The following is a 19912-nucleotide window of genomic DNA, read 5'->3' on the forward strand; positions in this document are numbered from 1 at the left end:
ATGAATGAACTAGATTTAAGCAATACACAGGCGCTTATTTTTACCGTGATATTGATTGGCTTTCTCATGTATCTAAACCACCGAGACCGCAAAAAAAGCGCCCAAATCGAGCGAGAAAGTACACAGACGATAGAAACAACTAGCGAGGATTTAAGCCCTGATTATGGGCGATATATTCAGCTTGCAGGGCTTAAGCCATGGGGGTACTATGATGTTTGAAAAAATGATTGAAGATTTAAAGTCTAAGATTTTGGAAGCAGTGGAACGGTATTTAAAAAGCCATGAGAAAGCACCTCAAAAAAGATTAGATTTAATCAGCAAGGTGGAACTAAAGGAAGAACTGGGCATAGGAGATAAAACCTTGACAAAATGGGAAGGTGCAGGACTACCGCAGTATATACCGCCTATTGAAGATACTAGAAAAGCGTATTATAAAGTCTCAGATGTTTTAAAGTTTTTGGGGGTAGATGATGGCAAAGACTAAAGTATATTTTTGGTTAAAAATTGATAAGAAATTTTTTGACAACCTATTTATTAAGCGACTAAAAAGTATGCCTGGCGGCTACACTATGATAGTGATTTATATCCGTCTTATGTTAGAAAGTCTTGAAAGTGATTGTATTCTGTATTACGAAGGGTACTTTGAAACCTTAAAAGAAGAACTGGCCTTGAAATTAGATGTTTCTGAGGATGATATATCTATGACTATAGCTTATTTTACGCAATGTGGCCTGATTCAGATTGATGAAGATAAAAATGCCGAGTTAACACAAGCAAAAGCTTTGGTACAACAAGAAACAAACCACGCTGCATATATGAGAAGCTACCGAAAAGAGCAACAAGAGAAAGAAAAAAATCTTACATTGTTATCTAATAATTTTACAACGTTATCTACATGTAAGACAGAGAAAGAGATAGATAAAGAGAGAGAGTTAGAGCAAGATTTAAAGTTAGATATAAATAAAGAATATATAGTCGAGGGAACCTCGCCTAATGAGCAAAGCTCATCTTTCACTTTTCCTACTTGGCTTGAAGAAACAGCTATAAAAGATTTAGAGAAAACAAAACATAAAGAACTTTGGATTCCTATTGTTTATCTAAATCAAGTAGCTAATAAGCGGTATAAGTTTGTTGATAAGACGAAAAGGCTTTTACTAGCACGATTCAAAGAAGGCTATGCACTTGAAGATTTTAAACAGGTGATAGATATTAAAACGGCAGAATGGAAGGATAGTCCTGAATTTTCTAAATATCTGAGACCAGAAACACTTTTCGGCTCTAAGTTTGATGGTTATTTGAATCAAAAGCCTAAAACCATAAAAGGGAAGTCAGAAGATAACTTCCCAGATCTACCATTTTAGGAGTTGCAAAGATGAAGGAACAATTTAAAGAATTTAATAACAGAAAAATATCAGATACAGTTTGCGATATTCACCAGGTAAATTATTGGGAAATTTCTGTACCAGTGTTAGGGAGTTCAGAAAGAAAACTACAAGCATTTTGCCCAGAGTGTGTAAAGGGAGAGATTAAACAAAAAGAGCAAGACTTATTACAGCAGTTCGAGGACAGGCAAGCTTACTTTAAAACTTATGATGTCTTAATGCGTGATAGTACGATTCCTAACGAGTTGAAGGGGGCAACGTTTGATAATTTCTTTGTTAAGACGACAGAGGAGAGTCAGATGTTAGAGTTTGTAAAGGGGCAAGCCCAGAAGTACCTTGCAGGTATGACGGGAAATACTTTAATCAGCGGTAGCACAGGAATAGGAAAAAGTCATTTATCTCTTGCCCTGGCCAAAGAAATCAATGAGAGCTTCAGAGAGAAGAACGAGCCTAAGAGCGTCTTGTTTGTCAGCTTAACCGAGATTATCAAGCAGATAAAAGAAGGCTGGGCTTATGGAAGAAATGCAAACTTAACAGAGTATGAGGCGGTTAAAAAGCTTGTTGATGTTGATTTTCTAATCATTGATGACCTGGGGGCAAAAAATGGGACGGTAACCCCTAAGAGCGATTGGGAACAGGATTTCTTGTTTGATATTATCAATAATCGAGAAACTACGATTTTCAACACGAACCTAGATAGTAGTGAACTGCGGACGGTATACAATGCTAGAAACTCAAGTAGGATTTTGAAAGGTTTAGAAGGGAACACTTTCAAGGCTTTCACGATCAAAGACAAGAGATACACTATAAACACAGTGAGGGGAGAATTTCAATGAATGATGATAAAATGCGATTTGCAACAGAAAAAGGCTTTGTTGTCTACGAAAAATGTGGTATAATAGAGATAGAAAAAGTTCCAAGTTTTGGAGAGATAACTTTATTCTATTCAGATGGGAAATTTACTCATCTAGTCAAAAAAGAAACTAAAAAATAAGTCTATTGAGAACAACTCAGGGACATACCGTAAGCATATAATGCTAGTGGTATGTCCCTTTTTGTTTGCATAGAAAGGGGGTGAGGGAGATGTCAGGAGATACTTCTTTAGGGTATGTAGTAGCCAATAAGTTTTCTATGGATCCAGATAAAAGACAGAAAATCTTTTCTCAGTGTAAAAAAGAAGATGATAGCTTAGAACAACGGAAACAAGAAATACTAGAAAAATATGCTAACAAACAAGACAAATCAAAATCTAGAAAAAATGATTCTAAAGGCTCGGAGAGTCATAAAAGAAAAGCTAAGAGCAAAGAATTTTAGAAAAAATTATAAACAAAAATCAGATATTAAAAGATGAAGGAGCAAAAAATGACAACTAACTTAGCTAAACAAAAAGAAAATCTAGAAGCTTATATTCGAAGTACAGGTTATAACACTAGAGGGATGAACGTAGAAAATAATCATGTACTCATTGAAAAACCAATCCTTGATAGTTATGAAGATGAACATCAACGTAAAGAACTGGTTGATCTAGTAAATGTTATTGAGACTTGTACCCGTGGCGGGAAGTATGAAGTAACTGACTTTGAATATGATTCATTACAAGAAGTTAGCGAAAATTCGGTTGATAGAACAGAAGAAGATAAAAAGAAAACTATCAGCGTTGATTACTTAGTTAAATTATTCAGTGGAAAACTTGATTTTTCACAGGAACAATTAGACGATGGCCAATATAATTTAACGGATTTTCTTGGTAAGAAGATTATTAAATTAAAACGTAGAACACGAAATAGAGAGATTGGGAAAATTCTCCAAACTGCGAAAGTGCAGACTGCTACAAGTATGGACGACTTGAAATCTATTGTTTCTTTAATCAATCCAGAGCGCAATGTATCTATGGTTATTAGTCAATCACTATTTAATGTCTTAGACAAAATGAAAGACACTTCAGGAAATTATCTTCTTAAAGTTGATAAAGAGACAGGGACAAGTGAAACATTCTTTGTAGATAACTTTTTAATTGTAGATGATACGACATTAGGGAACAAAGGTGACAAAAAAGGCTTTATCGGAGATCTAGAAAATTTTGTTACTTTGTTTGATCGCAAGAAAGATACACTTAGTTGGGTGAATGCGAATGACTATTTTGGGAAACGGTTGATTTTACATACCCGATTTGATGTAAAAAAAGTTGAAGCAGATTGTGGTTACTTTATTCAATGGAACTAGGAGAAAGAAATGGATATTAATCAAGTATTTGAAACACTGGATGATCTAGATAATAAAAAAAGTAAGATTAATTCAGCACGAGAACAGTTAAGCGAAAAAAGGAAAAGCCTGTTAGGCAATCAAGCAGTTTCATTTGAGAACATAGATTCTTTTTTGTCAAATAACTTAGAATCTTTAGAGCAGCTGGGAAAGATGGAAAAAGCTATTAATGGCCTTCAGGAAAAATTTGATAGTGATTTTTCAGAAGCTAATGCAGTCATCTTTGAATACATTTTTAAAGAAACTAAGCAACGGATGGAAACTAAGAAGATCTATAAACAATACCGAAAGAAACTTAGACGAATTTTGGACGCATATGATGAAATTCAAGAACTGAAGAAGGATGTAGAAGAAATTCATACAGGTGTAGTCAGAGAAATAAGTCAGAGACATTCTCTATCGCCGTATCGAACAGAAGTAAGTCCGCTTACTGTCCTACCATTCTTAACCCCTGATTCTAGCGGATGGATGAATTTTTCTAAGGAATATCGGGACATTAAAGAGTATTTAGAAAAATAGGGAACAAATTAAGTAAGGCTAGTGATATATGGCTCAAACAAAAGAAATATCGCTAGTCCTACTTTTATGCTTTACTAAGTTTCACATAACAAAGTAAGCATAAACTGAAAAGAAGTAATAGCTTGAAAGCAAGGTATATCAGGGGTTTACAGAATGGAGTGAGTTTCACAGAATGTAAGATATGAGAAACTGAGGGGATAAATTAAAGAAATTTCCCTTGAACTTGTCATACTGAAGAGTTGTCAAACTTAAAACAATGATACCTGATAAGTGGAGTGTTGGAAGGCTTTTAGCGCTTTTTGTCAGTTTGACAGAATTTACAATTTGACAAATTGCAAGATAAAAAATTTTTAAAATTTAAGTGGAGGTACTTGCCTATGTACGAGTTGAGTAACAGAGACTTGGACGGGATAGATATTGAGTTAGGACGGTATAGAACGCTTGCTAATAAAATTTATTTGAGAAGACAGGAACTAATACATAATAAGAAACATAGCGCTGAAGATTATACTGGTGGGAAAGGCAAGACAGTATCTAGTCCTACTGAAGCGACAATCATTAGAATTGAAGAAGACCAAACACTAAGATATTTAGAAGGCTTCAAACTAGTTGTAGATACCTTGATGGAAAACTTAATTGAAAGTGATCTAGTCATTTTTAAAATGAGATATTTAGAAGCTGGTGCGACTTGGGAAGACGTGGCAGAGAAACTAAATAAAACTACTCGTTATATAAATAGTCGAAGAAAAGTAATCGCTAAAAGATTTATAGAACTGAAAGGATATTGACACTCCCCCCCACTTTGTAAAGCATTTTCGTTGATTTTAGGTACCGGGAGCGGTAACTTTTTCCAAGTCGGAAGCTGTCAACCAAAAAGGGGGTAAAAAGTTGATATTTTAAAAAAATAGAAGGAGTTTTTAGAAAATGGATTTAGCAGCACAATTAGCAAATATTTTAGCAGAATATTGCGAAGAGGTTAATGAAGAAGTTGATAAAATTGCGGAGCAAGTCGCTAAAGAAACAGTTAAAGAATTAAAGGAAACTAGCCCTAAAAGAACAGGTAAATATTCAAAAGGATGGCGTAAGAAAAGAGTGAGAAATGGAGTTTGGGTCGTATATAGTTTTAAATACGGCTCTCTTACTCATTTACTTGAATTTGGACATATTAAACGAAATGGGGGGAGGACTAAGGCGTACCCTCATTTAAGACCTGCAGAACTGAATGCGATTCAAAAATTTACAGAAAGGATTAAGAACATTTCAAAGTAAACTATAATTGAATAGTATTAAGTAGACTAATTAAGTGAGCAAACCAACACATCGTTATTTAAGTCCTTAGATTTATTTCTGAGGGCTTTTTATCCTTGCTTCTCATATTGCTATTTGATAAAATAAAAGTAAGAACAGCTTTTTCCCTATCCTCTATGCTTTTATCTTTTTCTTTTGCGGGATTCTGGTTATATATAAGTTTGAGAGGATATGCTATAATATTACCAGGTAATAAAAAAAGCACGTCTGACCGTGCTAGTTTCTTGCCTGCTGAACTCATCAATATTACGCCCTTTTTAGGGCTCTTTTTTGTGGACTTTTTTAGGAACTTTCAAGAAAAACTAAGGCGTTTTAATGCCTAAATGTTTTTAAAGAAAGTCAGTATTTTCAAGGGCTGAGCTCTAAAAATTTGACTTATAGAGTGTTAAATGATAGTATAGTCAAAGATAGTCAAGGTTTAAAGAGAGAGGTGGGTTTGTTATGAGATTTAAAAATACATCGGATCATATTGAGGCCTACATCAAGGCGATTTTAGATCAATCTGGAATTGTGGAGTTGCAACGGAGTCAGTTGGCAGATACTTTCCAGGTTGTTCCTAGTCAGATTAACTATGTGATCAAGACACGCTTTACGGAAAGTAGAGGATACTTGGTTGAAAGTAAGCGTGGTGGTGGAGGTTACATTCGCATAGGACGGATTGAGTTTTCTAGTCATCATGAAATGCTCCGCGATTTGCTTTACTCAATTGGTGAGCGAGTTAGTCAAGAAATTTATGAGGATATTCTGCAGCTTTTGGTTGAGCAGGAATTGATGACCAAGCAGGAGATGAATTTGCTGGTGGCAGTAGCTTTGGATCGCGTTTTAGGAGAAGAAGCTCCAGTTGTTCGTGCAAACATGCTACGACAGGTCATACAAGAGGTAGATAGAAAAGGGAAGTAAGATGAACTATTCAAAAGCATTGAATGAATGTATCGAAAGTGCCTACATGGTTGCTGGCCATTTTGGAGCTCGTTACCTAGAGTCTTGGCACTTGTTGATTGCCATGTCCAACCACAGTTATAGTGTGGCAGGGGCAACTTTAAATGATTATCCATATGAGATGGACCGTTTAGAAGAGGTCGCTTTGGAACTGACTGAAACGGACTATAGCCAGGATGAAACCTTTACGGAATTGCCGTTTTCTCATCGTTTACAGGTTCTTTTTGATGAAGCGGAATATGTGGCGTCAGTGGTCCATTCTAAGGTGCTAGGGACGGAGCACGTCCTTTATGCGATTTTACATGATGGCAATGCCTTGGCGACTCGTATCTTGGAGAGGGCTGGTTTTTCTTATGAAGACAAGAAAGATCAGGTTAAGATTGCTGCCCTACGTCGAAATCTAGAAGAACGGGCAGGCTGGACTCGTGAAGATCTCAAGGCTTTACGACAACGACATCGTACAGTAGCTGATAAGCAAAATTCTATGGCTAATATGATGGGCATGCCCCAGACTCCGAGTGGTGGTCTCGAGGACTATACGCATGATTTGACAGAGCAAGCTCGTTCTGGCAAGTTAGAACCAGTCATCGGTCGGGACAAAGAAATCTCACGTATGATTCAAATTTTGAGTCGGAAAACCAAGAATAATCCTGTCTTGGTTGGAGATGCGGGTGTCGGGAAAACTGCTCTGGCGCTTGGTCTCGCCCAGCGTATTGCTAGTGGTGATGTACCTGCAGAAATGGCTAAGATGCGCGTGTTGGAGCTTGATTTGATGAATGTCGTTGCAGGGACACGCTTCCGTGGTGACTTTGAAGAGCGCATGAACAATATCATCAAGGATATTGAAGAAGATGGCCAAGTCATCCTCTTTATCGATGAACTCCACACTATCATGGGTTCTGGGAGCGGTATTGATTCAACTTTGGATGCGGCCAATATCTTGAAACCAGCTTTGGCGCGTGGAACTTTGAGAACGGTTGGTGCCACCACTCAGGAAGAGTACCAAAAACACATCGAAAAAGACGCAGCCCTTTCTCGTCGTTTCGCCAAAGTGACGATTGAAGAGCCAAGTGTTGCAGACAGCATGATCATTTTGCAAGGCTTGAAGGCGACTTATGAGAAACATCACCGTGTGCAAATCACAGATGAAGCAGTTGAAACAGCCGTCAAGATGGCTCATCGTTACTTGACTAGTCGCCATTTGCCAGACTCTGCTATCGATCTCTTGGACGAAGCAGCAGCAACAGTGCAAAATAAGGCTAAGCATGTAAAAGCAGACGATTCTGACTTAAGTCCAGCTGACAAGGCCCTGATGGATGGTAAGTGGAAACAGGCAGCCCAGCTAATCGCAAAAGAAGAGGAAGTGCCTGTCTATAAAGACTTGGTGACAGAGTCTGATATTTTGACAACCTTGAGTCGCTTGTCAGGTATCCCCGTTCAAAAACTGACTCAGACTGATGCTAAGAAATACTTAAACTTGGAAGCTGAACTGCACAAACGTGTCATCGGTCAAGATCAAGCTGTTTCAAGTATTAGCCGTGCCATTCGTCGCAACCAGTCAGGTATTCGCAGTCATAAGCGTCCGATTGGTTCCTTTATGTTCTTAGGGCCTACAGGTGTCGGTAAGACCGAATTGGCTAAGGCTCTAGCAGAAGTTCTTTTTGATGATGAATCAGCTCTGATCCGCTTTGATATGAGTGAATATATGGAGAAATTTGCAGCCAGCCGTCTCAATGGAGCTCCTCCGGGCTATGTGGGGTATGAAGAAGGTGGGGAGTTGACCGAGAAAGTTCGCAACAAACCATACTCTGTTCTCCTCTTTGACGAGGTAGAGAAGGCCCATCCAGACATCTTTAATGTTCTCTTGCAGGTTTTAGATGATGGTGTCTTGACCGATAGCAAGGGCCGCAAGGTTGACTTTTCAAATACCATTATCATCATGACGTCAAATCTTGGTGCGACAGCCCTTCGTGATGACAAGACCGTCGGTTTTGGGGCTAAGGGCATTCGTTTTGACCAGGAGAATATGGAGAAACGCATGTTCGAAGAGCTGAAAAAGGCTTATAGACCGGAATTCATCAATCGTATTGATGAAAAGGTGGTCTTCCATAGCCTGTCTAGCGATCATATGCAGGAAGTGGTGAAGATTATGGTTAAACCTTTAGTGGCAAGTTTGGCTGAAAAAGGCATTGATTTGAAATTACAAGCTTCCGCACTGAAATTATTGGCCAATCAAGGATATGACCCAGAGATGGGAGCTCGTCCGCTTCGCAGAACCCTGCAAACAGAAGTGGAAGACAAGTTGGCAGAACTTCTTCTCAAGGGAGATTTAGTTGCAGGTAGCACACTTAAGATTGGTGTCAAAGCAGGTCAGTTAAAATTTGATATTGCATAAAAATGGAGAATCAGGAGCAATCTTGATTCTTTTTTTGCAATCTTTTTATAAAAAATGATAAAAAACTATTGACGAAACAAAAATATAGTTTATAATAAAAACATAGATAATAAAAATATCAAAAATCATAAAAAGGTGATACGTTTATGAAAAAGAAAACAGCAGTGGTATTTGGAACCTTTGCTCCACTTCATCAAGGTCATATCGATCTGATCCAACGTGCGAAGCGACAATGTGACCAGGTCTGGGTTGTCGTTTCAGGCTATGAGGGAGACCGAGGGGAGCAGGTAGGCTTAACGCTTCAAAAGAGATTTCGCTATATCCGAGAGGCCTTTCGTGATGACGAGTTGACCTCTGTCTGCAAGTTAGATGAAACCAATCTTCCCCGTTACCCTATGGGTTGGCAGGAGTGGTTGGACCAAATGTTAGAGGAGATTTCCTATGATGAAACCCAGCAAGAACTAATCTTCTTTGTGGGAGAACGTGACTACCAGCAAGAATTATCACATCGTGGCTTTGAGACTGTCTTGCAAGAAAAAAAGTTTAGTATCTCAGCGACTATGATTCGAGAAAATTCAAGCAAATATTGGAAATATATCGCTCAACCCTTCCGTCGTCAGTTTACAAAGAAAGTGTTGATTATGGGAAGTGCTAGCAATGGGAAGACCACTCTGGCCAAGGATTTGGCAAGGTATTACGATGCACCAGTTAGTTTGGAATATGCACGTGAGTACCAGATTAAAAACAATGTCCGCGACGATGAATTGACTCCAAAAGATTACTATTATCTTCTTTTGGGACAGTATGATCAGACCTCTAAGTTAATCGATAGCAATGCCAATCGAGGCCTAGTGATTGCTGATACCAACTCCTTAGTAACCAAGGGCTACTATGATTATTACATGGAGACTGAGGACCAAGGGGACTTATCAGGAGAAACCTTTGACAATCTCTTTGTCTCGATCTTGGCTAAGGAAAAATGGGACTTGATTCTCTTTGTGCAACCTGTCGGTTCCTATGTCAATGACGGATTTAGAGATATGACCATGGCAGAAGACCATATTCGTCATAGTTTTTCCCAGCATTTGGACCAGATGAGAGAGCGATATTTAACCACCATTCCACTAGTTTATCTAGCTGAGGATTACCTAGGAAATTATGAAGCAGCCAAAGTGGCTATCGATGCCATTTACCAAGCAGATTAGGAGAAAATTATGAAAACAGTAACTGAAAAAATCACACAATTTATCGAAAACTTTAAAAATGTCCATGCGGAAGCCCGCAAAATCGGTTTTGCAGGAATCATGCGCCTGCTCTGGAAAGATCTCTTTGTCGGCCGTAGCCTGTTCCAGTGGTTGTATCTCATCGCCTTGTCAAGTGTTCCCTTAATCTTGGAATTCACACAAAATACAGAAAGTCATGACTGGATGAGCTTGTTTGCCTCTTGGACGGGGATTGTCTGTGTTATCTTGGTAGCAGAAGGGCGTGCAAGCAACTATCTCTTTGGGGCCATTAACTCTGCTATCTATTTGATTTTGGCCATGAATGCAACTTTTTATGGTGAAGTTTTGACGACCGTTTACTTCTTTGTCATGCAGCCGATTGGTCTCTATGCTTGGCTGTCCAACCGTATCAATGACCAAGGAAAAGCAGAAGAATCTCACTTTGAAGCTAAGAAATTATCTGTGCTTGACTGGCTCAAGTACTTGGCTTTGACTGCTATCATTTGGATTGGTATGGGCTTGGCTTACCAAAGTATCTATAGTGCTCGCCCTTTCCGTGATAGTGTTACCGATGCGACCAATGGTGTTGGTCAGCTCTTGATGACACGTCTCTATCGTGAGCAATGGATTTTCTGGATTGCAACCAATCTCTTTAGTATCTACCTCTGGTGGGGTGAAAATATCCATATTCAAGGGATGTACTGGGTTTACACCCTCAATAGTCTAGTAGGCTGGTACCAATGGACCAAGGCAGTTCGTAAGGAGGCATAAAATGGCGGACACGATGATTCCAGCAGGGATGACGGAAAAAGAATATTTTGAAATTCATGCCAGTCAGGAGGAGTTTTTGGATTGGTACTACAAGCAGGAACTTCCTCAATACGAAAAGCCAAGTGTGACGGTGGATATGGTAGCCTACTGCTTTGTCGAAGGAAAGATCAAGCTCTTATTAATTCGTCGCAAGGCTCACCCTTATCAAAATTGTTTGGCTCTGGTTGGAGGATTTATGGACAAGGGCGAAGATGCTGCGCATGCCTGTCAGCGTGAGGTGAGAGAAGAAGTTAATCTCGATCTTCCTTTGGAAAAAATCGAGCAATTGATGACCGTATCGACTCCCGGCCGTGACCCACGGGGCTGGACAGTGACCATTGCCCACTTGGTTTATCTGCCTAGTCGTGCATTAGAACTCGTTCAAGCAGGAGATGATGCCAAGGATGTCGTTTTCGTAGATGTCGATTTTCAGACAGGCAAGTGCTTCTTAGAGGGAGTAGAGTTGGAGGAGCAAGCTTTCGCTTTTGACCATTATGCCATTATCCAAGAATCCATCAAACGAATTCAAGGTCGCCTCGACTGGAATCCGACCTTCCTCTATCTGCTGGAGGAAGAGTTCACTGTCTACGAAGGGACTGAACTGGTCAATCTTATTAACCCAGGTCGCCCAATCGTCAGCAATAACTTTCTCGTAAAATACGGTGAATACGTAGAAGAGGTTGGACTCAAACGAGTGCCTAAAAAGAAACCAAGAAAAACCTATCGATTGAAATAAAAAGCGAGGTCGGGAAAAGTTCCCGACCTCTTTAATTACAGTCATGAGATGAAATTTCTGTTGCGACTACTTTTATGGGTGGCTATCTTTCTTAGAATTGCTCAACAGGTGAGTAAAAAAGTCTTTGTATCGATACTTGAGATATTTCTCATGCAAAACTAACAAAGCGATATAGAAAATCAAAAAGATTGTAGTCAGATAAAACACATCAAATGCAGTTCGCGCATAGTAAGTTGCTGATTGATAAGAGACAATAGATGTCACAATCAACCAAGGAAGATACTTGTAATATTTGCTTAACATAAGCCTACACCTCCTATATTCTATTTCAATGTTATTATATTCCTTTGCACTTAAAGTTGCAAGCGATTACACAAAAAACAAATTCAAATTTTTAATAGGAAAATCTCCTGTTTTTCTGTTTTATTACGAATAGAAGAGTAGGAGGAGTAAATGTATCTAAAGTATTTAAGATTTTTAAAATAGTTTAGATAAATTGTTGACATATTCAAATTTAAATGTTACAATCATATTACAAAAAGATTTCTTTATATTTCTAAAATATTACAAAGGAGTAGAAAAATGAAAAAGAAAACCTATATCAAATTGATGGCAGCAACTGTATTGGCTTCTACCTTGCTATTAGGAGCTTGTGGAAATAAAAAGGAAACAACTCAAGCAAGCAGTTCTGCTAAGACAAGCCAGTCATCAAGTTCTAAAGTAGCTTCTTCTAGCAAAGAAAGCAAGACTCAGAAGTCCTCAAGTTCAGCTTCATCTGAAAAGGCCAAGGCATCTACCGATCAGTCTTCAGTAAGTGCAACACCATCACAAGCGGCACCTGCACCAGAGCAAAGACAAGGTCAAGAAGTGTCTAATCAACAGGCGGCTAGTCAACAAACTCCTGCTCAGGCTCCTCAAGCCCAGTCTAACCAATCAAGCTATGATCCTACAACTGACCGCAAACTTCAAGACAAACAAGCAGAGCAAAATAAACGCTACAAGGGTGTTTTAACCATGGTAGATGGTGATTTCTCAGCTGCAGCGGGCAATTGGAAGGGAGCAAATGGCGAAACCATCACAGTTTCATCAGGTGGTCAATTTACAGTAGAATCTTCTGATGGAAAGAAAGAAAATTACTCTATTAAAGGCTATTCTTATACCCTTGACGATGGTAAGTATAATGCTACAATCGGTGGAGGAAAGACCGTTCAAATTACCACAGGTGCAGATGGCAAGGTTTCTAGTGTTGTTTTAGCTCAATAGTAGAATTTAGAATCTCAAGTTTATAGACATTTTAAAAACCCGTAACCTTTAAGAGAGTTACGGGTTTTAAACTATTAAGCCTTATCTAACTGCAAGAGAGCCTCAATCTCTGCTAGGGTGCTAGCTTGTGAAATAGCTCCACGGAGCTTGGCAGCGCCAGATGTTCCACGGAGGTAGTGAGGAGCGAGGCCGCGGAATTCACGAACTGCGACGTTTTCTCCTTTGAGGTTAATCAATCGTTTCAAGTGTTCGTAGGCGATTTTCATCTTGTCTTCAAAGGTCAAATCAGGGAGGATTTCTCCTGTTTCAAAGTAGTGGTTGATTTGGTTGAAGAGGTAGGGATTGCCCATGGCAGCGCGGCCAATCATGACTGCGTCCGCACCGACTTCTTCGATACGTTGTTTGGCTTCTTGAACCGTACGGATGTCACCGTTGGCGATAAATGGAATTTTTGTCAGTGCTTGGGCAACCTTGTGAAGGGTCTCAAGGTCTGCGTGACCAGTATACATTTGTTCGCGGGTACGTCCATGCATGGCAAGGGCAGAAACACCCGCGGCTTCAGCAGCGAGGGCATTTTCTACTGCCAGAGATGGGTCAGCCCAGCCGGTACGCATTTTGACAGTAAGGGGGATATCAAGGACAGATTGGACCTTGTTGATGATCGAGTAAATCTTATCTGGGTCCTTGAGCCACATAGCGCCAGCTTCGTTCTTCACGATTTTGTTAACTGGACAGCCCATGTTGATATCCACAATATCGGTTTTGGTGTTTTCTTGGATAAATTCTGCTGCGCGTGCTAGGCTGTCTTCATCGCTACCAAAAAGTTGGATAGAGACTGGGTTTTCGCCTTCGTCGATATGAAGCATATGTAGGGTTTTTTCGTTGTTGTATTGGATTCCCTTGTCAGAGACCATTTCCATGACAACGAGCCCAGCTCCGAGCTCTTTTGCAATAGTACGAAAGGCTGAGTTGGTGACACCAGCCATGGGTGCTAAAACGGTACGATTGGGAATCTCAACATTGCCAATCATAAAAGGTGTATTAAGATTTGTCACGAATGAGTTCCTCCAGGTCGTTTTCATCAAAGTTGTAAGTAGTTTGGCAGAATTGACAAGTGATTTCAGCCCCGTGGTCTTCCTCTTTCATTTCCTGTAAGTCTGAGCTTGGAAGGCTGGCAAGAGCGTTCATAAAGCGTTCATGGCTACAGTCACATTGGAAACGAATTTCTTCTTCAGAAAGACGCTTGTAGGCCTCGTCACCGTAGATTGCTTTGAGGAGGGCTTCGATATGGTCTTCACTTTCCAGAAGGGTTGAGATAGCTGGCATTTCTTGGATGCGTTTTTCAAAGCGAGCAATCTCTTCTTCCTTGGCTCCTGGCAAGACTTGGACTAGGAAACCACCTGCAACCTTGACCTTGTCTTCCTCGTCCAAAAGGACATTGAGGCCGACTGCTGAAGGAGTTTGTTGGCTTTCAGTCAGGTAAAAGGCAAGATCTTCACCGATTTCCCCAGAGATGAGGGGAGTCATAGAGTTGTAAGGATTTCCAGTACCGTAGTCTGTGATAACGAGGAATTGACCATTGCCGACAAAAGGTCCGACAAGGACTTCACCAGTTGCAGTCTTTTTGATGTCAACACCAGGGTTTTGAACGTAACCTTTGACATTCCCCTTGGTGTCAGCGACGGTGATGATAGCACCTAGAGAGCTAGATCCCAGCACCTTAACTGTTAGTTTGGTATTTCCTTTTTCATTGGCTGCGAGAATCTGGCTAGCGATAAGAGTTCGACCAAGTGCTACAGTTGAGCTGGCTTGGGTTTGGTGTTTTTCTTGAGCAGTGCGGACGGTTTCTGTGCTGTCAAGGACAAAAGCACGAAAGGCTCCGCTTTCTGATATTGTTTTAATAATTTTATCCATAGCTACTATTTTAGCATAAAAATGCCCAAAGGGGGAGCCGTGTGTTTGCTGATTTTCAGGATAATGGACCAGGAAATCAGCATGAAAATAAAAAGAGAAACAGATTATTTCATCATTTTTAAGTTTTGTGTTATTCTAAAGGAAGAAAATGAAAGGGGTAACAAATGTATTTAGGAGATTTGATGGAAAAGGCCGAATCTGGCCAATTTTCAATCCTTTCCTTTCTATTACAAGAGTCTCAGACGACCGTCAAGGCTGTAATGGAGGAAACAGGATTTTCAAAAGCAACCCTAACCAAATATGTCACCCTTCTCAATGACAAGGCTTTGGATAGTGGCTTAGAGCTGACTATTCACTTAGAAGATGAAAATCTGCGTCTATCGATCGGTGCAGCTACCAAGGGGAGAGATATTCGGAGCTTGTTTTTGGAGAATGCTGTTAAATACCAAATTTTAGTCTATCTTCTCTACCACCAACAGTTTTTAGCCCATCAGCTGGCTCAAGAATTGATGATTAGTGAGGCAACACTTGGTCGCCACTTAGCTAGTTTAAATCATATTTTGTCAGAATTTGATTTATCTATTCAAAATGGACGTTGGCGAGGTCCAGAGCATCAGATTCGCTATTTCTATTTCTGTCTTTTCCGCAAGGTCTGGTCGAGTCAGGAATGGGAAGGCCATATGCAGAAACCAGAGAGAAAACAGGAGATTGCTAGTTTAGAAGAAATCTGCGGTGCGAGTTTGTCTGCGGGGCAGAAATTGGACTTGGTTCTCTGGGCTCATATCAGTCAACAACGTCTTAGAGTCAATGCTTGTCAGTTTCAAGTGATAGAAGAGAAAATGCGAGGGTATTTTGACAATATTTTCTACCTTCGTTTGCTGAGAAAGGCTCCGTCATTTTTCGCTGGACAACACCTTCCTCTAGGAACTGAGGATGGGGAGATGATGATTTTCTTCTCTTTCCTCCTATCTCATCGCATTCTTCCTCTTTATACTATGGAGTATATCCTTGGTTTTGGAGGGCAGTTGGCCGATTTGCTGACACAATTGATTCAAGAAATGAAGAAGGAGGAGTTGCTGGGTGATTATACAGAGGATCACGTTACCTATGAACTCAGTCAGCTTTGTGCTCAAGTCTATCTCTATAAGGGCTATATTTTACAGGATCGCTACAAGTACCAGTTGGAGAATCGTCATCCTTATTTGCTGATGGAACATGATTTTAGGGGGACGGCAGAGGAGATTTTTCATGCTCTACCTGCCTTTCAGCAGGGGACGGATTTGGATAAGAAAATTCTCTGGGAATGGCTTCAGTTGATGGAATATATGGCTGAAAATGGTGGTCAGCATATGCGGATTGGTCTGGATTTGACATCTGGTTTTCTTGTCTTTTCAAGGATGGCAGCCATTTTAAAACGGTATTTGGAATATAATCGTTTTATTACCATTGAAGCCTATGACCGAACTCGACATTATGATTTGCTGGTTACCAATAACCCCATTCATAAGAAGGAACAAACCCCAGTCTATTATTTAAAAAATGACTTGGATATGGAAGATTTGGCGGCTATTCGTCAGTTATTATTCACTTAAAAGGCTTGGTTGTTCCAGGCCTTTTTTGTGAAATTCACACAATCTCCTCACATTTTTTTAAAAATTAAAAAAAGTTGATAAACAAGAAAGCGCTTTATTTTGTATACTAGTAAGTGTAAAGAGGAAACATCCTCAAGATCTTTATCAGGAGGACAGCACATGTCACAAGAAAAATACATCATGGCCATTGACCAGGGGACTACAAGCTCTCGTGCCATTATTTTCAACAAAAAAGGAGAAAAGGTCAGCTCGAGTCAAAAAGAGTTTACCCAGATTTTCCCTCAGGCAGGTTGGGTTGAGCACAATGCCAATGAAATTTGGAATTCCGTCCAGTCTGTTATTGCTGGAGCTTTCATCGAAAGTGGTGTCAAGCCAAATCAAATCGAAGCAATCGGGATTACCAACCAACGTGAAACAACTGTCGTCTGGGATAAGAAAACAGGGCTCCCTATCTACAATGCTATTGTTTGGCAGTCACGCCAGACAGCACCTTTGGCTGAACAACTAAAAAGTCAAGGTTATGTGGAAAAATTCCATGAAAAGACTGGTTTGATTATCGATGCTTACTTCTCAGCGACTAAGGTTCGTTGGATTTTGGACCATGTAGAAGGCGCTCAAGAGCGAGCAGAAAAAGGGGAATTGCTCTTTGGCACTATCGATACTTGGTTGGTTTGGAAATTGACTGACGGTGCGGCTCACGTGACCGACTACTCAAATGCAGCTCGTACCATGCTTTATAACATTAAAGAACTCAAATGGGATGATGAGATTTTGGAAATTCTCAACATTCCTAAGGCTATGCTTCCGGAAGTTCGTTCTAACTCTGAAATCTACGGTAAGACAGCCCCATTCCATTTTTACGGTGGAGAAGTGCCAATCTCAGGTATGGCTGGGGACCAACAGGCAGCCCTCTTTGGACAGTTGGCCTTTGAACCTGGTATGGTTAAAAATACTTATGGAACAGGTTCTTTCATCATCATGAATACTGGGGAAGAGATGCAGTTGTCTGAGAACAATCTTTTGACAACCATTGGTTACGGTATCAATGGCAAGGTTTACTATGCCTTGGAAGGTTCTATCTTCATCGCAGGAAGCGCCATTCAGTGGCTTCGTGACGGTCTTCGCATGGTTGAAAATTCACCAGAATCTGAAAAATACGCTCGTGATTCTCACAACAACGATGAAGTTTATGTCGTTCCAGCCTTTACAGGTCTAGGTGCTCCATACTGGAACCAAAACGCTCGTGGTTCTGTCTTTGGCTTAACTCGTGGAACAACTAAAGAAGACTTTATCAAGGCGACTTTACAATCTATCGCTTATCAAGTGCGTGACATTATCGACACCATGCAAGTGGATGCGCAGACAGCTATCCAAGTCTTGAAAGTAGACGGTGGTGCAGCTATGAACAATTTCCTCATGCAGTTCCAAGCTGATATTTTGGGAATCGATATCGCACGCGCCAAAAACTTGGAAACAACAGCTCTAGGGGCAGCCTTCCTAGCAGGTTTGTCAGTAGGTTACTGGAAAGACTTGGATGAGTTGAAACTCTTGAACGAGACAGGAGAACTCTTTGAGCCATCTATGAACGAATCTCGTAAGGAACAACTCTACAAGGGTTGGAAGAAGGCTGTAAAAGCAACTCAAGTCTTTGCGGAAGTAGACGACTAATACTGGAAGAATAAAGCGACTTAGTTAGAAAGTGTGTAAATATGGAATTTTCAAAGAAAACACGTGAATTGTCAATTAAAAAAATGCAGGAACGTACCTTGGACCTCTTGATTATCGGTGGAGGAATCACTGGTGCTGGTGTAGCCTTGCAGGCGGCAGCTAGTGGTCTAGATACTGGTTTGATTGAAATGCAAGACTTTGCAGAAGGAACATCCAGCCGTTCAACAAAATTGGTTCACGGAGGTCTTCGTTATCTTAAGCAATTTGACGTAGAAGTAGTATCAGATACGGTTTCAGAACGTGCAGTGGTACAACAAATTGCACCTCACATTCCAAAACCAGACCCAATGCTCTTGCCAGTTTATGATGAAGATGGAGCAACCTTTAGCCTCTTCCGCCTTAAAGTAGCTATGGATTTGTATGACCTTTTGGCAGGAATCAACAACACACCAGCTGCTAACAAGGTTTTGAGTAAGGAAGAAGTCTTGGAACGCCAGCCAAACTTGAAGAAAGAAGGTTTGGTAGGAGGTGGGGTTTACCTTGACTTCCGTAACAACGATGCACGTCTCGTGATTGAAAACATCAAACGTGCCAACCAAGATGGTGCCCTCATTGCTAACCACGTGAAGGCAGAAGGCTTCCTCTTTGACGAAAGTGGCAAGATTACAGGTGTGGTAGCTCGTGATTTGTTGACAGACCAAGTCTTTGAAATCAAGGCGCGTCTGGTTATCAATACGACAGGTCCTTGGAGCGACAAAGTACGCAATTTGTCTAATAAGGGAACCCAATTCTCACAAATGCGTCCAACTAAGGGAGTTCACTTGGTAGTGGACTCAAGCAAGATCAAGGTTTCACAGCCAGTTTACTTTGACACAGGTTTGGGTGACGGTCGTATGGTCTTTGTTCTCCCACGTGAAAACAAGACTTACTTTGGTACAACTGATACAGACTACACAGGTGATTTGGAACATCCAAAAGTAACTCAAGAAGATGTAGATTATCTACTTGGTATTGTCAACAACCGCTTCCCAGAAGCCAACATCACCATTGGTGATATCGAAAGCAGCTGGGCAGGTCTTCGTCCATTGATCGCAGGCAATAGCGCTTCTGACTACAATGGAGGAAATAACGGAACCATCAGCGATGAAAGCTTTAACAACTTGATTGCGACTGTTGAGTCTTACCTCTCTAAAGAAAAAACGCGTGAAGATGTAGAGGCTGCTGTTAGCAAGCTTGAAAGCAGTACCTCTGAGAAACATTTGGACCCATCTGCAGTTTCTCGTGGTTCTAGCTTGGACCGAGACGATAATGGTCTCTTGACCCTTGCTGGTGGTAAAATCACAGACTACCGTAAGATGGCTGAAGGAGCTATGGAGCGCGTGGTTGACATCCTCAAAGCAGAATTTGATCGCAGCTTTAAACTCATCAATTCTAAGACTTACCCTGTTTCAGGTGGGGAATTGAACCCAGCAAATGTGGACTCAGAAATCGAAGCCTTTGCGCAACTTGGAGTGTCACGTGGTTTGGATAGCAAGGAAGCTCATTACCTAGCAAATCTTTACGGTTCAAATGCACCGAAAGTCTTTGCTCTTGCTCATAGTTTGGAACAAGCACCAGGACTCAGCTTGGCAGATACCTTGTCCCTTCACTATGCAATGCGCAACGAGTTGGCTCTTAGCCCGGTTGACTTCCTTCTTCGTCGTACCAACCACATGCTCTTTATGCGTGATAGTTTGGATAGCATCGTTGAACCAGTTTTGAATGAAATGGGACGATTCTATGATTGGTCAGAAGAAGAAAAAGCAGGCTACCGTGCAGATGTCGAAGCGGCTCTCGCTAACAACGATTTAGCAGAATTAAAAAATTAAGAAAAAATAAAAGAGGTGGAGGGCAGCATTCCT

General features: G+C 40.6%; 23 protein-coding genes. 19 read left to right on the forward strand and 4 right to left on the reverse strand.

The annotated features are described in order from the left end of the window. The 10 genes from CBI42_RS00370 (at position 1) to CBI42_RS00410 (ending at position 5432) form a co-directional block, all read left to right on the forward strand. On the forward strand, positions 1-219 hold the full coding sequence (locus CBI42_RS00370) for a hypothetical protein (RefSeq protein ID WP_094752981.1): 219 nt from the start codon (positions 1-3) through the stop codon (positions 217-219). Continuing rightward, on the forward strand, positions 212-484 hold the full coding sequence (locus tag CBI42_RS00375) for a hypothetical protein (protein ID WP_049509653.1): 273 nt from the start codon (positions 212-214) through the stop codon (positions 482-484). The genes CBI42_RS00370 and CBI42_RS00375 overlap by 8 nt, the downstream gene beginning before the upstream one ends. Then, positions 471-1361 (forward strand): conserved phage C-terminal domain-containing protein, encoded by an 891-nt coding sequence (locus tag CBI42_RS00380; RefSeq protein WP_094752983.1) that lies wholly within the window; start codon positions 471-473, stop codon positions 1359-1361. The genes CBI42_RS00375 and CBI42_RS00380 overlap by 14 nt, the downstream gene beginning before the upstream one ends. An 11-nt stretch (positions 1362-1372) precedes the next feature. Continuing rightward, a complete protein-coding gene (locus tag CBI42_RS00385) occupies positions 1373-2218 on the forward strand; it encodes an ATP-binding protein (RefSeq protein WP_094752984.1) in 846 nt (281 codons plus the stop codon). Then, positions 2215-2376, forward strand: a complete 162-nt coding sequence (locus CBI42_RS12750) for a hypothetical protein (protein ID WP_162837499.1) — start codon at positions 2215-2217, stop codon at positions 2374-2376. The genes CBI42_RS00385 and CBI42_RS12750 overlap by 4 nt, the downstream gene beginning before the upstream one ends. An 89-nt stretch (positions 2377-2465) precedes the next feature. Next, complete coding sequence (locus tag CBI42_RS00390) at positions 2466-2696, forward strand: hypothetical protein (RefSeq protein WP_004261935.1); 231 nt, start codon at positions 2466-2468, stop codon at positions 2694-2696. A 48-nt stretch (positions 2697-2744) separates the two neighbouring features. Next, entirely contained in the window at positions 2745-3605 is an 861-nt protein-coding gene (locus tag CBI42_RS00395; RefSeq protein ID WP_094752985.1) for a phage major capsid protein, read from the forward strand. Between the two features lie 9 nt (positions 3606-3614). Then, the gene (locus CBI42_RS00400) at positions 3615-4163 is read left to right on the forward strand and encodes a hypothetical protein (RefSeq protein WP_094752986.1); all 549 of its coding nucleotides are present in this window, start codon (positions 3615-3617) and stop codon (positions 4161-4163) included. A 377-nt stretch (positions 4164-4540) separates the two neighbouring features. Continuing rightward, complete coding sequence (locus tag CBI42_RS00405) at positions 4541-4951, forward strand: DUF722 domain-containing protein (protein ID WP_061864797.1); 411 nt, start codon at positions 4541-4543, stop codon at positions 4949-4951. Between the two features lie 136 nt (positions 4952-5087). After that, positions 5088-5432 (forward strand): HK97 gp10 family phage protein, encoded by a 345-nt coding sequence (locus CBI42_RS00410; RefSeq protein WP_004261968.1) that lies wholly within the window; start codon positions 5088-5090, stop codon positions 5430-5432. A 58-nt stretch (positions 5433-5490) separates the two neighbouring features. Here the strand turns inward: CBI42_RS00410 and CBI42_RS00415 are convergent, their stop codons facing one another. Beyond that, complete coding sequence (locus tag CBI42_RS00415; protein WP_061864796.1) at positions 5491-5712, reverse strand: hypothetical protein; 222 nt, start codon at positions 5710-5712, stop codon at positions 5491-5493. 200 nt (positions 5713-5912) lie between these two features. Between CBI42_RS00415 and CBI42_RS00420 the strand changes: the two genes are divergently transcribed. From CBI42_RS00420 to CBI42_RS00440, 5 genes are all read left to right on the forward strand, one after another. Continuing rightward, positions 5913-6371 (forward strand): CtsR family transcriptional regulator, encoded by a 459-nt coding sequence (locus CBI42_RS00420; RefSeq protein ID WP_001211265.1) that lies wholly within the window; start codon positions 5913-5915, stop codon positions 6369-6371. A gap of 1 nt (position 6372) precedes the next feature. Then, the gene (locus tag CBI42_RS00425) at positions 6373-8805 is read left to right on the forward strand and encodes an ATP-dependent Clp protease ATP-binding subunit (protein ID WP_094752987.1); all 2433 of its coding nucleotides are present in this window, start codon (positions 6373-6375) and stop codon (positions 8803-8805) included. 146 nt (positions 8806-8951) lie between these two features. Beyond that, positions 8952-10010 (forward strand): AAA family ATPase, encoded by a 1059-nt coding sequence (locus CBI42_RS00430; RefSeq protein ID WP_094752988.1) that lies wholly within the window; start codon positions 8952-8954, stop codon positions 10008-10010. 9 nt (positions 10011-10019) lie between these two features. Beyond that, positions 10020-10799, forward strand: a complete 780-nt coding sequence (pnuC, locus tag CBI42_RS00435) for a nicotinamide riboside transporter PnuC (protein ID WP_094752989.1) — start codon at positions 10020-10022, stop codon at positions 10797-10799. 1 nt (position 10800) lies between these two features. Further along, positions 10801-11574, forward strand: a complete 774-nt coding sequence (locus tag CBI42_RS00440) for an NUDIX domain-containing protein (protein ID WP_094752990.1) — start codon at positions 10801-10803, stop codon at positions 11572-11574. Positions 11575-11646: 72 nt separating this feature from the next. Here the strand turns inward: CBI42_RS00440 and CBI42_RS00445 are convergent, their stop codons facing one another. Beyond that, on the reverse strand, positions 11647-11877 hold the full coding sequence (locus CBI42_RS00445) for a hypothetical protein (RefSeq protein WP_094752991.1): 231 nt from the start codon (positions 11875-11877) through the stop codon (positions 11647-11649). Positions 11878-12156: 279 nt separating this feature from the next. Here CBI42_RS00445 and CBI42_RS00450 point away from each other — a divergent pair, with 279 nt between their 5' ends. After that, positions 12157-12837: a hypothetical protein gene (locus CBI42_RS00450; protein ID WP_094752992.1), complete on the forward strand. Its 681-nt coding sequence runs from the start codon at positions 12157-12159 to the stop codon at positions 12835-12837. Between the two features lie 74 nt (positions 12838-12911). Here the strand turns inward: CBI42_RS00450 and dusB are convergent, their stop codons facing one another. Then, positions 12912-13892 (reverse strand): tRNA dihydrouridine synthase DusB, encoded by a 981-nt coding sequence (gene dusB / locus CBI42_RS00455; protein ID WP_000183308.1) that lies wholly within the window; start codon positions 13890-13892, stop codon positions 12912-12914. After that, a complete protein-coding gene (gene hslO / locus CBI42_RS00460; protein ID WP_000357854.1) occupies positions 13879-14751 on the reverse strand; it encodes an Hsp33 family molecular chaperone HslO in 873 nt (290 codons plus the stop codon). Before hslO ends, dusB begins: the two co-directional genes overlap by 14 nt. A gap of 164 nt (positions 14752-14915) precedes the next feature. On the opposite strand from hslO, the gene CBI42_RS00465 reads away from it, so the two are divergent. From CBI42_RS00465 to glpO, 3 genes are all read left to right on the forward strand, one after another. Next, entirely contained in the window at positions 14916-16343 is a 1428-nt protein-coding gene (locus CBI42_RS00465) for a helix-turn-helix domain-containing protein (RefSeq protein WP_094752993.1), read from the forward strand. Positions 16344-16502: 159 nt separating this feature from the next. After that, the gene (gene glpK, locus CBI42_RS00470) at positions 16503-18011 is read left to right on the forward strand and encodes a glycerol kinase GlpK (RefSeq protein ID WP_000076786.1); all 1509 of its coding nucleotides are present in this window, start codon (positions 16503-16505) and stop codon (positions 18009-18011) included. A gap of 41 nt (positions 18012-18052) precedes the next feature. Next, positions 18053-19879, forward strand: coding sequence for a type 1 glycerol-3-phosphate oxidase (glpO, locus tag CBI42_RS00475; protein WP_094752994.1), 1827 nt, complete (start codon positions 18053-18055; stop codon positions 19877-19879). Positions 19880-19912 lie beyond the last annotated feature (33 nt).

It is taken from the genome of Streptococcus sp. KR, from assembly GCF_002238115.1.
Taxonomy (GTDB): Bacteria; Bacillota; Bacilli; order Lactobacillales; family Streptococcaceae; genus Streptococcus.

Bases quoted from the DNA above. Each gene is read 5' to 3' on its own strand.
- CBI42_RS00370 (WP_094752981.1), top strand. From the start codon at position 1: ATGAATGAACTAGATTTAAGCAATACACAGGCGCTTATTTTTACCGTG.
- CBI42_RS00375 (WP_049509653.1), top strand. From the start codon at position 212: ATGTTTGAAAAAATGATTGAAGATTTAAAGTCTAAGATTTTGGAAGCA.
- CBI42_RS00380 (WP_094752983.1), top strand. From the start codon at position 471: ATGGCAAAGACTAAAGTATATTTTTGGTTAAAAATTGATAAGAAATTT.
- CBI42_RS00385 (WP_094752984.1), top strand. From the start codon at position 1,373: ATGAAGGAACAATTTAAAGAATTTAATAACAGAAAAATATCAGATACA.
- CBI42_RS12750 (WP_162837499.1), top strand. From the start codon at position 2,215: ATGAATGATGATAAAATGCGATTTGCAACAGAAAAAGGCTTTGTTGTC.
- CBI42_RS00390 (WP_004261935.1), top strand. From the start codon at position 2,466: ATGTCAGGAGATACTTCTTTAGGGTATGTAGTAGCCAATAAGTTTTCT.
- CBI42_RS00395 (WP_094752985.1), top strand. From the start codon at position 2,745: ATGACAACTAACTTAGCTAAACAAAAAGAAAATCTAGAAGCTTATATT.
- CBI42_RS00400 (WP_094752986.1), top strand. From the start codon at position 3,615: ATGGATATTAATCAAGTATTTGAAACACTGGATGATCTAGATAATAAA.
- CBI42_RS00405 (WP_061864797.1), top strand. From the start codon at position 4,541: ATGTACGAGTTGAGTAACAGAGACTTGGACGGGATAGATATTGAGTTA.
- CBI42_RS00410 (WP_004261968.1), top strand. From the start codon at position 5,088: ATGGATTTAGCAGCACAATTAGCAAATATTTTAGCAGAATATTGCGAA.
- CBI42_RS00415 (WP_061864796.1), bottom strand. From the start codon at position 5,712: ATGAGTTCAGCAGGCAAGAAACTAGCACGGTCAGACGTGCTTTTTTTA.
- CBI42_RS00420 (WP_001211265.1), top strand. From the start codon at position 5,913: ATGAGATTTAAAAATACATCGGATCATATTGAGGCCTACATCAAGGCG.
- CBI42_RS00425 (WP_094752987.1), top strand. From the start codon at position 6,373: ATGAACTATTCAAAAGCATTGAATGAATGTATCGAAAGTGCCTACATG.
- CBI42_RS00430 (WP_094752988.1), top strand. From the start codon at position 8,952: ATGAAAAAGAAAACAGCAGTGGTATTTGGAACCTTTGCTCCACTTCAT.
- pnuC (WP_094752989.1), top strand. From the start codon at position 10,020: ATGAAAACAGTAACTGAAAAAATCACACAATTTATCGAAAACTTTAAA.
- CBI42_RS00440 (WP_094752990.1), top strand. From the start codon at position 10,801: ATGGCGGACACGATGATTCCAGCAGGGATGACGGAAAAAGAATATTTT.
- CBI42_RS00445 (WP_094752991.1), bottom strand. From the start codon at position 11,877: ATGTTAAGCAAATATTACAAGTATCTTCCTTGGTTGATTGTGACATCT.
- CBI42_RS00450 (WP_094752992.1), top strand. From the start codon at position 12,157: ATGAAAAAGAAAACCTATATCAAATTGATGGCAGCAACTGTATTGGCT.
- hslO (WP_000357854.1), bottom strand. From the start codon at position 14,751: ATGGATAAAATTATTAAAACAATATCAGAAAGCGGAGCCTTTCGTGCT.
- CBI42_RS00465 (WP_094752993.1), top strand. From the start codon at position 14,916: ATGTATTTAGGAGATTTGATGGAAAAGGCCGAATCTGGCCAATTTTCA.
- glpK (WP_000076786.1), top strand. From the start codon at position 16,503: ATGTCACAAGAAAAATACATCATGGCCATTGACCAGGGGACTACAAGC.
- glpO (WP_094752994.1), top strand. From the start codon at position 18,053: ATGGAATTTTCAAAGAAAACACGTGAATTGTCAATTAAAAAAATGCAG.